Origin of the sequence: Xaviernesmea rhizosphaerae (assembly GCF_001938945.1) — a bacterium.
In the GTDB taxonomy this organism is placed as follows: Bacteria; Pseudomonadota; Alphaproteobacteria; order Rhizobiales; family Rhizobiaceae; genus Xaviernesmea; species Xaviernesmea rhizosphaerae.
Map to the genome: position 1 here is coordinate 55,883 of NZ_MKIO01000042.1, position 12,843 is coordinate 68,725.

At 66.3% G+C, this 12,843-nt stretch carries 12 protein-coding genes; 5 read left to right on the forward strand and 7 right to left on the reverse strand.

Annotated features, from left to right (window positions below; genetic code table 11):
* Positions 1–486 precede the first annotated feature (486 nt).
* Positions 487–855 carry a hypothetical protein gene (locus tag BJF92_RS22900; protein ID WP_143524166.1) on the reverse strand — a complete coding sequence of 123 codons (369 nt, stop codon included), beginning with the start codon at positions 853–855 and terminating at the stop codon, positions 487–489.
* A 366-nt stretch (positions 856–1,221) separates the two neighbouring features.
* Positions 1,222–2,136 (reverse strand): 50S ribosomal protein L3 N(5)-glutamine methyltransferase, encoded by a 915-nt coding sequence (gene prmB / locus BJF92_RS22905; protein ID WP_143524167.1) that lies wholly within the window; start codon positions 2,134–2,136, stop codon positions 1,222–1,224.
* A 292-nt stretch (positions 2,137–2,428) separates the two neighbouring features.
* On the opposite strand from prmB, the gene BJF92_RS22910 reads away from it, so the two are divergent.
* Positions 2,429–3,241, forward strand: coding sequence for a pseudouridine synthase (locus BJF92_RS22910; RefSeq protein WP_078058346.1), 813 nt, complete (start codon positions 2,429–2,431; stop codon positions 3,239–3,241).
* A 4-nt stretch (positions 3,242–3,245) separates the two neighbouring features.
* Here BJF92_RS22910 and BJF92_RS22915 read toward each other — a convergent pair whose 3' ends face one another.
* The 4 genes from BJF92_RS22915 to BJF92_RS22930 form a co-directional block, all read right to left on the reverse strand.
* Positions 3,246–4,259 carry a LacI family DNA-binding transcriptional regulator gene (locus tag BJF92_RS22915; RefSeq protein WP_075637081.1) on the reverse strand — a complete coding sequence of 338 codons (1,014 nt, stop codon included), beginning with the start codon at positions 4,257–4,259 and terminating at the stop codon, positions 3,246–3,248.
* Positions 4,260–4,913: 654 nt separating this feature from the next.
* Complete coding sequence (locus BJF92_RS22920) at positions 4,914–5,924, reverse strand: zinc-dependent alcohol dehydrogenase family protein (RefSeq protein ID WP_075637082.1); 1,011 nt, start codon at positions 5,922–5,924, stop codon at positions 4,914–4,916.
* Positions 5,925–5,938: 14 nt separating this feature from the next.
* Positions 5,939–6,709, reverse strand: a complete 771-nt coding sequence (locus BJF92_RS22925) for an L-iditol 2-dehydrogenase (protein ID WP_075637083.1) — start codon at positions 6,707–6,709, stop codon at positions 5,939–5,941.
* A gap of 193 nt (positions 6,710–6,902) precedes the next feature.
* Positions 6,903–8,216, reverse strand: a complete 1,314-nt coding sequence (locus BJF92_RS22930; RefSeq protein ID WP_075637084.1) for an ABC transporter substrate-binding protein — start codon at positions 8,214–8,216, stop codon at positions 6,903–6,905.
* Positions 8,217–8,581: 365 nt separating this feature from the next.
* Here BJF92_RS22930 and BJF92_RS22935 point away from each other — a divergent pair, with 365 nt between their 5' ends.
* The 3 genes from BJF92_RS22935 to BJF92_RS22945 all read left to right on the forward strand — a co-directional run bounded on the left by BJF92_RS22935 (position 8,582) and on the right by BJF92_RS22945 (position 11,291).
* Positions 8,582–9,565 (forward strand): tagatose kinase, encoded by a 984-nt coding sequence (locus BJF92_RS22935; protein WP_075637085.1) that lies wholly within the window; start codon positions 8,582–8,584, stop codon positions 9,563–9,565.
* Positions 9,566–9,569: 4 nt separating this feature from the next.
* Complete coding sequence (locus BJF92_RS22940) at positions 9,570–10,859, forward strand: D-tagatose-bisphosphate aldolase, class II, non-catalytic subunit (RefSeq protein ID WP_075637086.1); 1,290 nt, start codon at positions 9,570–9,572, stop codon at positions 10,857–10,859.
* Between the two features lie 204 nt (positions 10,860–11,063).
* A complete protein-coding gene (locus BJF92_RS22945) occupies positions 11,064–11,291 on the forward strand; it encodes a hypothetical protein (RefSeq protein ID WP_075637087.1) in 228 nt (75 codons plus the stop codon).
* Here BJF92_RS22945 and BJF92_RS22950 read toward each other — a convergent pair whose 3' ends face one another.
* Positions 11,292–11,876, reverse strand: a complete 585-nt coding sequence (locus BJF92_RS22950) for a methyltransferase (RefSeq protein WP_075637088.1) — start codon at positions 11,874–11,876, stop codon at positions 11,292–11,294.
* A gap of 126 nt (positions 11,877–12,002) precedes the next feature.
* On the opposite strand from BJF92_RS22950, the gene BJF92_RS22955 reads away from it, so the two are divergent.
* A complete protein-coding gene (locus tag BJF92_RS22955) occupies positions 12,003–12,767 on the forward strand; it encodes a DeoR/GlpR family DNA-binding transcription regulator (protein WP_075637089.1) in 765 nt (254 codons plus the stop codon).
* The last annotated feature ends 76 nt before the right edge of the window (positions 12,768–12,843 follow it).

Genomic DNA, 12,843 nt, shown 5'->3' on the forward strand with positions numbered 1-12,843 from the left:
TTGCGTTTCAAGTTGGTTTTCCTCCCTCGCAGCCATGGCTGTCACGCCACTGCCAGGATTGATCCTAGCAGGCACGAACGCAAGAAGTCTTAAGAGGGAAGAGCGCAGTTTAAGGTGCTGGACAATACCGGCAAATTCCCGGTCTAACGTCTGAGGATCTGCAACCTTTGGGAAGTATTTTCGAGCCGAGTTAATGCAAAGAAGGTTCGTTATTTGTCATACAATAAGACTTGCCCTGAACGGAGCCGCGGCGCGGTCATTGTTTGACCTTTCGCACGCTCCGGCGCGCCTGCTGATGGGCGCATCGGGCTGAAGCTAAGGATCGGCCACCTGCTTCAGGCTTGCGTCTGGCGCAGTCTTCCCGAAGACCGGGCTCCCGTTTTTTCCCGTGTGCTTCTTGAGGGATGCGCCGCATCGCGGCCGCAGGGCGGGAGACAGGCTCCGGTCGCTGCGGCCGCAAAGGGTCGATAGGAGCAAGCCCTGCTGTCAGCAGTTGCGCTCGACGCCGTCATCGCTGGTGTTGCCTTCGGGGCAGTTGCGGTTGGCATCGGTCTTGGTGCCGGTGGCGCCGCTATCGGGGCTCGTGCCCGTGGCGCCGCCGCCGCCCGTGCCCGTGCCCATATTGGTGCCATTGCCGCCCATGGTGCCGCCTGTGGTGCCCGAGCCCGAACCCATGCTGCCGCTGGTTCCGGTGCCGCTTCCGGTGCCGCCGCCTTCATTGGTGCCCGTTCCGTCGGTGCCCATCGTGGTGCCGCCGGTTCCCGTGGTGCCGCCATTGCCCGTGCCGGATTGCGCGAGCGCCCCCGTCGCCAGGCCGCAGGACAGGATGGTGACTGCAAGCAGTTTCAATCGCATGGTTTTTCCTCCGTCAGGATGTTTTATCCACGGCGAAGCCTCGGGAGGGATCTTGTCGATCCCGCCGCCTGCGGCCTGCCGATCTCTGGTGCTGAAGCAGGCCGCGCGATGCGCTGTGTTTGTGTGCCTGCCCCTTGCCAACAGGCGAAGCCGGAGGAAGTTTCAAAAATAACCGAGAGATTGCGCAGCCTTACACTGGCGCGTCCCGCGCGGGGTGCTGCCCCGAGGCCGTGGCCGGGCGCCGGCTTTTGGACGTAAAATGCCCTGCCGTCTGGAAAACCGGGCGGTTACCGGCACCCACTATGCGCCTTCAGGAGGGGGCGGCAGCGATGGACGCACGCCGCCCCCAACGTCGCCCCTTGGCACTCAGGCGTCGAAGGCCTCGGTCGCCAGCCAGAAGACGGCGTCCTGCGATTCTGCGGTTTCCAGCCAGACGAAGTCCAGATGCGGATATTCCTCCTCGAGGATCTCACGGCCGGAGCCGATCTCGCAGAGGATGCCGCCGCCGGGGTTGAGATGATCGGCGGCCTGGTCGAGGATCTGACGCACGAGATCGAGCCCGTCCTCGCCGCCATCATGCGCCATGACCGGCTCGGCCTGGAACTCGGCCGGATAGCCCGAAAGCGCGGCATGATCGACATAGGGTGGATTGGTGATGATCAGGTCGTAGGTCCTGCCCTTCAGCGGGGCGAAGAGATCGCCTTGGACGAGGCGCACCTGCCCCTCAACCTCGTGGGCCGTCACGTTGATCTTCGCCACTTCCAGCGCTTCGGGCGACAGATCCACGGCATCGACTTTGGCCAGCGGCAGGAACTTGGCGGCCAGCACCGCCAGACAGCCCGAGCCGGTGCACAGGTCGAGCGCGCTTTCCACCGTGGTGGGGTCCGGAAGCACGGAGGACCCTTCCGGGTTGAGATATTCGGTAAAGAGCAGCTCGCCCAGATGCGAGCGCGGCACGATCACCCGCTCGTCCACATGGAAGCGCACGCCCTGAATATAGGAGCGGCCGGTCAGATAGGCCGATGGCTTGCGGGTGGTCACGCGCGCCTCGATCCGCTCGGCCAGCAGGCGGCGCTCGGCCGGCAGCAGCCGCGCATCGAGGAACGGGTCCAGCCGGTCGATCGGCAGCTCCAGCGAGTCGAGCAGCAGAAAGGCGGCGTCGTCGGCGGCCGTCAGCGTGCCGTGGCCATAGCTGAGATCCGCGGCGTTGAAGCGCGAAATCGCATAGCGCCAGTAATCGCGCAGCGTCGCCAGCTCGCGGGTGATGTCATCCAGGCTCATCAAGGCTCTCCCTTCCAAAGAGTGGCCGCGTCCTCTATTCCCCGAGAAAATGGAGGCCGATGCGGGCGGCCGGATGGCCGCGCGCCAAAGGTCTCCGCTCTAGAATGGCATGGGGCTGCGGGTCAACCTTTCGGCGAGGAGCATGATGATGAAGAACGGCCGCAGACCGCCCCCCCGCCCGCCGAAGACCGGCGCCGGCCCAGGCCGCGACCCGGGCACCGGTGTCAAGGGACAGCGCGGGAAGGGACATCCGGCAAAGGGGCAGGGCCCGAAGGAGCAGGGCACAAAGGGAATGGCCGCCAGGCGCTTCGCCACCGGGGCCAAAGCCGCAAGCCCTGCCGCATCCAGACCCGCCGGCGCCCCCCCGCGCGAGGGCGGGCGGAGGGCGACGCTTGCCCGGGCTCTGTCCAAGCTCGGCTTCTGCTCGCGCAGCCAGGCCGAGGCGCTGGTCGGCGAGGGGCGGGTGCGCGTGGGCGGACAGGTGGTGCGCGATCCCGAGCACTGGGTGGATCTCGACCGTCAGGAGATCCGCGTCGACGACAGGAAGGTCGAGGCCGAGGCGCCGGTTTACTACATGCTGAACAAGCCGCGCGGGCTGGTGACCACCCGCCACGACCCCGAGGGACGACCGACCGTGTTCGACTGCCTGACGGAGCTGGCCGTGGCCCATCTCTCGCCGGTCGGCCGGCTGGACAAGGCCAGCGAAGGCCTGCTGCTCTTCACCAACGACACCGCGTTTGCCCAGGCCCTGCTCGATCCCGAGACGCATGTGTCCAAGACCTATCACGTGCAGATCGACCGCATTGCCGATGATGCGGTGCTGCGGGCGCTCTGCGACGGCGTGCGGCATGAGGGCGAATGTCTCAGCGCCCGGTCCGTCACGCTGCTGCGCGCTGGCGACAAGACCTCCTGGCTGGAGATCGTGCTGGAAGAGGGCCGCAACCGCCAGATCCGCCGGATGCTGGAGGTGCTCGACATCGCCTGTCTCAGGCTGGTGCGCGTGGCGATCGGTCCCGTGCTGCTCGGTGATCTGCCCAAGGGTGCGGTGCGGCCGCTGGCGGCAGGCGAGCTGGAGGTGCTGCGCCGGCTCACGGGCCGGGCCTGACGCGTCAGGCCGAACGGCGCAGCATCAGCTCGCTCTTCAGGAGGATCTGGTCGCGGTGCGGGCCGGACTGCTCCTCGCTCTCGCCGAGCTTGCGCATCAGCAGGCCGATCGCCAGCCGGCCGATCTCGTTGTAGTTCTGCGCCACGGTGGTGATCGGCGGACAGGCATATTGCGACAGCGGATGGTCGTCATGGCCGGCGACGCGCAGGTCGCAATCGGCGCCATGGCCGACCTTGAGCCCGCGATGATAGGCCGCCGCGATCACGCCGAAGGCCAGCCGGTCATTGGCGCAGAGAATGGTACGCGTCGGCAGTCGGTCCGGCTGGGCAAAAAGCCGCTCGGCCTCCTCGAAGCCGAAGCGCTCGAAATCCCAGCTGGCGACATCCGACAGCGCCAGCACATGCGGCGCCTGGTTCAGCCGCTCCATCGCCTCGCAATAGGCATCCAGACGCGTTCGGGCATTGGTGTTGACCGCGGGCATGCCAAAATAGCAGGGCGCCTCGCCCGAGCGGCAGAGATAGTCGACGATCAGCGCAAAGCTCTGGCGGTTGTCGGTGCCGACAAAGGCGGCCATGTCGTCCGGCGGGGAATCAACATAGACCAGCGGAATGTCGCGGTCGAGCTCGGCGAGCGTCGAGCGCCGGCCGTTCAGATCCAGCGGCGCGACGATGGCGCCGGCGACATTCATGGAGCGGAAGGTGCGGATCGCCCGGTCCTGCAGCTCCGGCCGGCCATCCGAGGTCAGCACGAAGGCGAGAAAGCCCGCTTCGCTGGCGATCAGCTCGATACGCCGCGTCAGCGCCATGTAGAAGGGGTCGGTGGCATTGGGAATGACGACGCCGATGATGTTGGAGCGGCGGCGGTTGAGGTTCACCGCGAAGATGTTCGGCCGAAAACCGGATTTCTTCAGCGCCTCCTCGATCACGTCGCGCGTCTTCTTGCGCACCGAGGCCGGGTCGTTGAAATATTTCGAGACCGTGGGGCGGGACAGGCCGACGAATTCCGAGAATTCCTCCATCGTGCGTATCGTCTTGGCCAAATCGCATGCTCCCTGGGGCAAGGCCCCGCTCTCTGCCTCCGGCGCTGCCGCCGGCATCAAAAGGGCTGTTGCGGTTGCAATGCAACCGCAGCTGGCCCGAAAGGTCCGGTCTGTCAGGCGTGGCCCCCGGCGCCAGGCTTCGCCCCTGTGATTGCACCGCAATTCCCTAAAATGCCGGAAAGCCGTGTCAAGGAAAAGAGGGATGGCGCCGGAGCGTCCGACGTCAGACATAAGAGGGTTGCCGTCGGCACTGACCGCACCATCCCACCCGCCGCACCCGCGGTGGATCCTCGGGTCAAGCCCGAGGATGACGGGCGATCGGGGTGGCCGATGGTGTCACAAGAGAGGTCCGTCACCTGTCTTCGCGGCACGGAAAGGACGTTTTTGCGTTCCGGCGGGCTCCCGCTTTGGCGCGCTGTCTCCACCAAGGCGCCCCCACCCACGACGTCATCCTCGGGCTTGACCCGAGGATCCACCTTGGCTGCAGCGCGTGGGGCGATGGCGGACATCCCGAACCAGCTCAGCGAGCGGAAGGGTCGCCGCCGCCGCCCCTGCCACGATGCCCGCATCCCCGGCTCCGGCCCGACCACGCCTGCGGAGCGGTTCTCGCACCGTCTCGTCCCGGACGCAGCCTCAGGCCGCGACATATTGCACCTTCATCGTCGCGGGATCGCCCGGCTTGTGCAGGAAGAAGGGCAGCATGTCCTGCAGCGGCAATTGATGCGACACCAGCCGCGCCATGGTCCCGTCATCGGCGCGCAGGATGGCGAGCGCGTCGGGAATGTTGCGGTTGAGCGAATGCGAGCCCACCAGTTTCAGCTGGCGGCGGAACACCTCGAAGGGGGAGATGGCAATGCGGGCATCCGGCGCGCAGACGCCGAAGAACAGCGCCGTGCCGCCATCGTCCACCAGCGGGATCATGCTCTCGACCACGCTGGCGATCCCGGTGGCATCGGCGACGAAATCGAAGCCCTTCCTCTGGCCCATCAGCGCCTGCGAGCCCGACACCGCGCCTTCGAGACCCAGCTCGGCGGCGAAGGCCAGACGGCTCTCGTTGATATCGGCCATGGTGACGCGCGCCACCCCTTGCGATTTCAGCGACAGCGCCAGCAGAAGCCCGATCGGCCCGGCGCCGAAGACCAGCGCATGGTCGGGCGTGCGCGCGCCCGCGCCGATGCCGGCGCTGCGCATGCCGTTGACCACGCAGGCGAGCGGCTCGGCGAGTGCGGCCGTGGTGTAGGGCATGGCCCCGATCGGGTGAAGATGATCGGCATGCACCAGGCTGACCTCGGCAAAGCCGCCATTGTGCGAGACGCCATAGGCCTTCAGGTTGCGGCAGAGATTGGTCAGCCCCCTGGCGCAGGCCGGGCAGGCGCCGCAGGGCAGGTTCGGATCGACGGCGACGCGGTCGCCGACCTCAAAGCCGGAGACGCCGGGCCCGAGCGCCTCGATCTCGCCGGCATATTCATGGCCGGGCACGACGGGGAAGGCCCCGTCGCCATAGCGGGCATGAAGCACGTCGATATCGGTATGGCAGAGGCCGGCCGCGCGCACGCGCAGGCGCACATGGCCTTCCGCCGGCGGGCCGGGATCGAAAGCGGCAAGCTCGGCCTGGCCCTTGCCCGTGAAACGGATCGCCTGCATGGCGGCCCCCTTTCTCAGCTCATCCAGTTGCCGCCGTCGACATTGTATGTCTGGGCGAGGATATAATCGCTGTCGGACGAGGCGAGGAACACGGCCAGGCCCTTGATGTCGTCGGGCGTGGCGAAGCGGCCGATCGGCACGGATTTGGCAACCGCGGCCTTCTTCTCGCCGGGCTTGAGACCTTCCCACTTGGCGAAATGCGCGTCGACAATGTCCCAGTGCTCGCCATCCACCACGCCGGGGGCAATGGCGTTGACATTGATGCCATGCTTGACCAGCGCCAGGGCAGCCGATTGCGTGGCGGAGATGATCGCGGCCTTGGAGGCGCAATAGAGCGTCACCAGCGCTTCGCCGCGCCGGCCGGCCTGGCTCGCCATGTTGATGATCTTGCCGCCGCGTGCCCGCGCGATCATCACGTTGGAGACCGCCTTCATCATGAAGAGCGGACCCTTCAGATTGACGTCGAAGACCTTGTCGTAGCTCTCTTCGGTGATGTCGTTGATCGGCGCCATGTCGAAGATAGCGGCATTGTTGACGAGAATGTCGATGCCGCCGAATTCGGCATCCACCGCCGTCACGCAGGCCTCAATATCGGCCACGCTGGTTACGTCGAGCTTGACGGCGCTTGCGGCCGGACCGATCGCGGCGGCCGCCTCGCTGGCGCGCGCGATGTTGATGTCGGCGATCACGACGCGGGCACCTTCGGCCACGAAGGCTTCGGCAAAGCCGAGCCCGATGCCGCGCGCGCCGCCCGTGATCAGGGCCACCTTGTCCTTCAGTCTCATGTCGGTCTCCCGTCCTGCGCCGCCGTCGGGCGGCCCGGTTTTCTGTTGTGAACGCTTTCGTCCGGGCCCGGCAGAGGCCGGACCCGGACGGCCCCTCCCTGGCGGCAAAAGCCAGGGCGTGGAGAGCGGCTGTCCGTCGCATGCGATCATGGCACCGAACAGGATTGCCGCCTTTATCGGCGATGCTTGCGGCTTACTTGATGTAGCCGGCGCGCATCATGTCGCGCTGAACCTGCGCCTGCGCGGCTTCCAGCGCGGCATCCACCGTCTGCTGGCCGGCAAGGGCGGCGCCGATCTGCTGGCCGACGACCGTGCCGATCGACTGGAATTCCGGGATCGCCACGAACTGGACGCCGGTATAGGGCACCGGATCCTTGGTCGGCTTGGACGGATCGGCGGACATGATCGCCTTCAGCACCGTTTCGGCGAACGGCGCGGCCTTCTGATATTCCGGCAGGGCATAGGTGGACTTGCGGGTACCAGGGGGAACGGCGACCCAGCCTTCCGTCTCGCCCACCGTCTTCACATAGGCCTTGGAGGTGGCCCATTTCAGGAAGGACTTGGCGGTGGCCGCCTTCTGGGTGGTGGCGGGAATGGCGAGGTTCCACGACCAGGACCAGCTCGATCCGTTCGGCGTGACTTCGACGGGCGAGCGGGTGAAGGCGATCTTGTCTGCCACCTGGCTCTGCTTGGGGTCATAGACGCGGCCGGCGGCCGAGGTGGCGTCGATCCACATGGCGCAATGGCCTGTTGCAAACAGCGACTGGTTCTCGTTGAAGCCGTTGGCGGTCGCGCCCGGAGGGCCGTTTTCCTGCATCAGCTTGACATAGTCGCCGATCGCCTTCTTCCAGGACTCGGTGGTCAGCTGCGGCTTCCAGTCCATGTCGAACCAGCGGCCGCCATAGGTGTTCACCATGGTGCCGAGGAAGGCCATGTTCTCGCCCCAGCCCGGCTTGCCGCGCAGGCAGATGCCATATTGCTGCTTGGCCTTGTCGGTGAGCTTGGCGGCGAATTCCTTGATCTGGTCATAGGTCGGCTGGTCCGGCATCTTCAGGCCGGCGGCGTCGAACAGATCCTTGCGATAGAGCGTGAACGAGCTTTCCGTATAGAAGGGCACGGCATAGAGCTTGCCGTCGACCGTCAGGCCCTTCTTGATCGGGTCCAGGAGGTCGGCATAGTCATAATCGTCGCCCAGATCGTCGACCGAGGTCAGCCAGCCGGCCTTGCCCCAGATCGGCGCTTCGTAGCCGCCGATGGTCATCACGTCGAACTGGCCGCCCTTGGTGGCGATGTCGGTCGTGACGCGTTCGCGCAGAACGTTCTCCTCCAGAACGATCCAGTTGATCTTGTTGCCGGTTTCCTTCTCCCAGGCGCTGGAAAGCTTCTGCATGATGATCATGTCGCCATTGTTGACCGTGGCGACGGTGATCTCTTCGGCATGGGCCAGCCCGGCCATCAGGCCAAGACCCACCACCGACGACGACAGCATGCGGATGAATGTGTTCATGGGATCCGTCTCCTCCTTTACGGATGTGCACGCATAAAGCTACGTGCGTAAAGTTTTTATCGGCTATGATCGTTGATGCTGTCAAGGGCGTCGTCGGGCGGTCGGCGCCTGTTCTTGCTGGTGGCGCATTAAGCCTCTGAAAAAGTTCAGAATTATGATTTTGCCTGGGTGCGGTGCACAGTATTTGTGCTGCATCGCCATAATTGCCTCGAAAGAGATTTTTATTGACGCGTGTAAATTTCAATGTTGATCTCGGTCACCGCGGCGTTTATCAGCGCTGACGAATTGGCGGCCTCTTCCTTGAGCGGGAGAGCGCCTCGGCATGAGTGGAGGCGGCCCGCGCGGGCGCGCCGGAGGAGGCAGGCATGGCGACAGCGCGCGCGATCGCGCCGGAGGCGCTCGGACCGACGATCACGGTGGGCGAAATTCTGGTGGAGATCATGGCCACCACGGTGGGCGACGGCTTTCTGGCGCCGCAGCCGCTGATCGGCCCTTTTCCCAGCGGCGCTCCGGCGATCTTCATGTCGCAGGTGGCGCGCTGCGGCGGGGCGGCGGGCATCGTCGCCGCTGTCGGGGCCGATGATTTCGGCCGGCTCAATGTCGAGCGTCTCGCGCGCGACGGGGTCGATGTCTCGGCGATTGCCACCATTGCCGGCAAGCCGACCGGCAGCGCCTTCGTGCGCTACCGCGCCGATGGCAACCGCGATTTCGTCTTCAACATCGCTCATTCCGCCGCCGGCGACACGGCGATGACGGGTGAGGCGCAGGCGCTGATCGCGCGCGCCGGCCATGTCCACGTGATGGGCTCGGCCTTCGCCATTGACGGCGCCGGCGCGATCCTGCGCGAGGCAATTGCAGAGGTGAAGGCGCGGGGCGGCTCGGTCTCCTTCGATCCCAATCTGCGCAAGGAGCTGGTCAGCGGGGCGGAAGGCCGCAGGCTGGTGGATGATCTGCTGTCGGTCTGCGACCTGCTGCTTCCCTCGGGCGAGGAGCTTTTTGTCGCCTCAGGACAGGATACGGAGGAGGCCGCGATCGAGGCGCTGCTCGCAGCCGGCATCGCCGAGGTGGTGCTGAAGCGCGGGGCCGCCGGCTCCAGCCATTTCAGCCGCGCGCATGGGCGCATCGATGCGCCGGGCCTGAAAGTCGAGGAGGTCGATCCCACCGGGGCCGGCGACTGTTTCGGCGCTGCCTATCTCACCTGCCGCCGGCTCGGCATGGCGCCGCCCCAGGCGCTTGCCTATGCCAATGCCGCCGGCGCGCGCAACGTCACCCGGCAGGGGCCGATGGAGGGTGTCGGCAGCCTGGCCGAGCTCGACCAGTTCATCGCTTCCGTTTCCGCGAAAGGATAAGGTCATGTCGACCCCTCTCAGCCATCTCGTCCTGACCGATCTTGCTCCGGCCCACCGCGCCGGCCGGCCCTTCGGCATCACCTCCGTCTGCTCGGCCCATCCCACCGTGCTGCGCGCCGCCATCCGCCGCGCCCGGCGCGATGGCCAGCCGGTGCTGATCGAGGCGACGTGCAACCAGGTCAATCATCTCGGCGGCTATACCGGTATGACGCCCGCCGATTTCGTCCGTTTCGTCGAGAAGATCGCTGCGGAGGAAGGGCTCGATCGCGGGCAGATCCTGTTCGGCGGCGATCATCTCGGCCCCAATCCCTGGCGCAAGGAGCCGGCGGAAACGGCGCTCGTCAAGGCGGAGGCGATGGTGGAGGCCTATGTCACCGCCGGCTTCTCCAAGATCCATCTGGATGCCTCCATGGGCTGCGCCGGCGAGCCGGCAGCGTTGGACGACCGCACCATTGCCGGGCGCGCGGCAAGGCTTGCGGCTGTGGCGGAAGCCGCCGCCAGAAAGGCCGGCATCGCACCGCCGCTCTATATTCTCGGCACGGAAGTGCCGGTGCCCGGCGGGGCCGACCATGTGCTCGACACGGTGGAGCCGACCGCGCCCGAGGCCGCCGAAGCCACCATCGCCGTGCACAAGACGATCTTCGCCGAGGCGGGTCTAGGCGAAGCCTTCTCCCGCGTCATCGCCTTCGTCGTCCAGCCGGGCGTTGAGTTCGGCAGCGACAATGTCGTGGCCTATCAGCCCGAAAAGGCCGAGGCGCTGAGCGCCGTGCTCGCCACCCAGCCCGGCCTGGTCTTCGAGGCGCATTCCACCGATTACCAGACGGAAGCGGCGCTGGCGGCGCTGGTCAGCGACGGCTATCCGATCCTGAAGGTCGGCCCCGGCCTGACCTTCGCCTATCGCGAGGCGCTCTACGGTCTCGACATGATCGCCTCCGAACTGGTGCCCGGCTATGGCCAGCGCCCGCTCGCCGCCGCCATGGAGGCCCTGATGCGCGCAGCCCCCGCCGACTGGCAGGGCCATTATCACGGGGAAGAGGCCGCACTCCGGCTGCAGCGCCATTACAGCTATAGCGACCGCATCCGCTATTACTGGAACCGGCCGGAGGCGGACGCCGCCGTGGCCAAGCTTTTGCAGGCGCTGGACGGCGTGGCCATCCCCGAAACCCTGCTCCGGCAATATCTCGGCGGCCTGCCGCTGGCCGAGATCGCGGGAAAAAGCGCGAGTGAGATCCTGGTGACCGCCGTCGATCAGGTGCTCGGCCTCTATGCCGCCGCCTGCCGACCGGCGGCCTGACGGGAAAAGGCCGGGGACGCCACCGCGCCAATCCGGTCCGCCCGCGCGTGAAGCGTAAGCCTCCGCTCCCCGGCGGGGAGAAGGCCAGGCGAGGGGGCAGGTGCCACACCTTGCGCAGGTGGTCGCCTCTCCGCCGGGCACTTTTCGCCCGGCCCCGCGTTCTGTTGGTGGACCACCCCCATGAGAACGGCAGGAGCGGCATTGATGGACATCAGCGGCAGGATCGAAGGCCCCGAGGCCGATAAGGTGCGCGACGCGCTGAAGGACATGCTGGGCCGGCTGGAGCGCGACGGCGTCTCCAGGGCCAAGGCTTCGGCGCTGATCCGGGCCGAGCTGGAACGGGACGCGATGTCCGACCAGCCCGAGAGCGCCCCGCCGTCGCCCGACGCGCCGATGCGCGAGGAACCCGCCAATGACTGGCCGGCGGCCTGATCAGGCCCGCCCCGTTTCTTCCACACGCGCCGTCTCTTCCAACCGAGACGTGTCGACCCGTGCCGGCCAGCGATAGAGCGCGGCCGTTCCCGCGCGGCCCACGGCCTCCGGCTGCCGGTCGCGAAACCAGAAGGCGAGGCTGACGACGGGCGTTCCCGGCTTCAGGTCGCGGTCCAGCAGCAGCCCCAGCTTCGGCATCGGCCGGATCATCAGATAGGACACGACCGCATCGGCATCCGTGAGATCGGCGCGGAAGAAATCCTGTCGCATCAGCCTGATATGAGGATGGTGGCGCAGCCGCAGCCGTGAGATCCAGTAGGGCAGGGGCGACAGCTCGAAGCCGCGGATGCGCGCCTGCGGAAAGCTTTCCGCCAGCACGCTGGCCATCGCGCCCCAGCCGCTGCCCAGCTCGTAGATCACCGCATCCTCGGCCAGCCCCGCTGCTTTCAGCAGCGCCACCACCTGCAGCGCTTCCTTTCGCGAGGAGGACATGGCGGGAACGCCCGTGCGCAGCTGCGTGATCAGCAGCGAGAGGCAGCCGGCCATCACCAGCGCCAGAGCCGCATATTTCGCAAGATCGATCATGGTCCCTGCCTTGCCCGTCCCGCCGCCTCGTGTCCAGCACTCTGCGCCGCAGGGGTAAGCACCTGTTGACTGCCGCCGGGTTCGCTTTCATATCATGTGAACCTGAAAGGAAAGGGAGAACCGCCGATGCTGCTCAGCACCCGCCAGGAAGACATTATTGCGCTGGCCAAGGCGAGCGGCCGGGTGACGGTGGAAGATCTGGCCGCGCGCTTCGGCGTGACGCCGCAGACGATCCGCAAGGATCTCAACGATCTCTGCGACGGGCGCCTGCTCACCCGCGTGCATGGCGGCGCGCTTTTCCCGAGCGGCAACGAGAATGTGCAATATGAGGCCCGGCGCGCCATGGCGGCCGCGCAGAAACAGGCGATCGGCCGGGCCGCTGCCGCCATGATCCCCGACAATGCCTCGCTCTTCATCAATATCGGCACGACGACGGAGGCCGTGGGCGAGGCGCTGTCAGACCATCAGGGCCTGATGGTGATCACCAACAACATCAACGTTGCCAACAGCTTGCGCCTGTCACCAGCGATCGAAGTGGTGATTGCCGGCGGCGTGGTGCGTCGCTCGGATGGCGGCATTGTCGGCGAGGCGGCGGTGGATTTCATCCGCCAGTTCAAGGTCGATTTCGCCGTGATCGGTGCCTCCGCCATCGATGGCGACGGCGCGCTGCTCGATTTCGATTTCCGTGAGGTGAAGGTGGCGCAGTCGATCATCGACAATGCCCGCCATGTCATCCTCGTCTCCGACGCCTCGAAGTTCGAGCGCACCGCGCCCGTGCGCATCGGCCATCTCTCGCAGGTCAACAGCTTCATCACAGATCACTGTCCAAACGGGCGCATCCGCGCGATCTGCGCGGAAAACGATGTGCGCCTGATCGAGACACAGGGCTGATCCCGTCACCTCATCCTTCGGCATGCAATCGTCCGAAAATCTTCATTTGACATTCGTTTTGCATTCACTTTAGATT

Bases quoted from the DNA above. Each gene is read 5' to 3' on its own strand.
- BJF92_RS22900 (WP_143524166.1), bottom strand. From the start codon at position 855: ATGCGATTGAAACTGCTTGCAGTCACCATCCTGTCCTGCGGCCTGGCG.
- prmB (WP_143524167.1), bottom strand. From the start codon at position 2,136: ATGAGCCTGGATGACATCACCCGCGAGCTGGCGACGCTGCGCGATTAC.
- BJF92_RS22910 (WP_078058346.1), top strand. From the start codon at position 2,429: ATGGCCGCCAGGCGCTTCGCCACCGGGGCCAAAGCCGCAAGCCCTGCC.
- BJF92_RS22915 (WP_075637081.1), bottom strand. From the start codon at position 4,259: ATGGAGGAATTCTCGGAATTCGTCGGCCTGTCCCGCCCCACGGTCTCG.
- BJF92_RS22920 (WP_075637082.1), bottom strand. From the start codon at position 5,924: ATGCAGGCGATCCGTTTCACGGGCAAGGGCCAGGCCGAGCTTGCCGCT.
- BJF92_RS22925 (WP_075637083.1), bottom strand. From the start codon at position 6,709: ATGAGACTGAAGGACAAGGTGGCCCTGATCACGGGCGGCGCGCGCGGC.
- BJF92_RS22930 (WP_075637084.1), bottom strand. From the start codon at position 8,216: ATGAACACATTCATCCGCATGCTGTCGTCGTCGGTGGTGGGTCTTGGC.
- BJF92_RS22935 (WP_075637085.1), top strand. From the start codon at position 8,582: ATGGCGACAGCGCGCGCGATCGCGCCGGAGGCGCTCGGACCGACGATC.
- BJF92_RS22940 (WP_075637086.1), top strand. From the start codon at position 9,570: ATGTCGACCCCTCTCAGCCATCTCGTCCTGACCGATCTTGCTCCGGCC.
- BJF92_RS22945 (WP_075637087.1), top strand. From the start codon at position 11,064: ATGGACATCAGCGGCAGGATCGAAGGCCCCGAGGCCGATAAGGTGCGC.
- BJF92_RS22950 (WP_075637088.1), bottom strand. From the start codon at position 11,876: ATGATCGATCTTGCGAAATATGCGGCTCTGGCGCTGGTGATGGCCGGC.
- BJF92_RS22955 (WP_075637089.1), top strand. From the start codon at position 12,003: ATGCTGCTCAGCACCCGCCAGGAAGACATTATTGCGCTGGCCAAGGCG.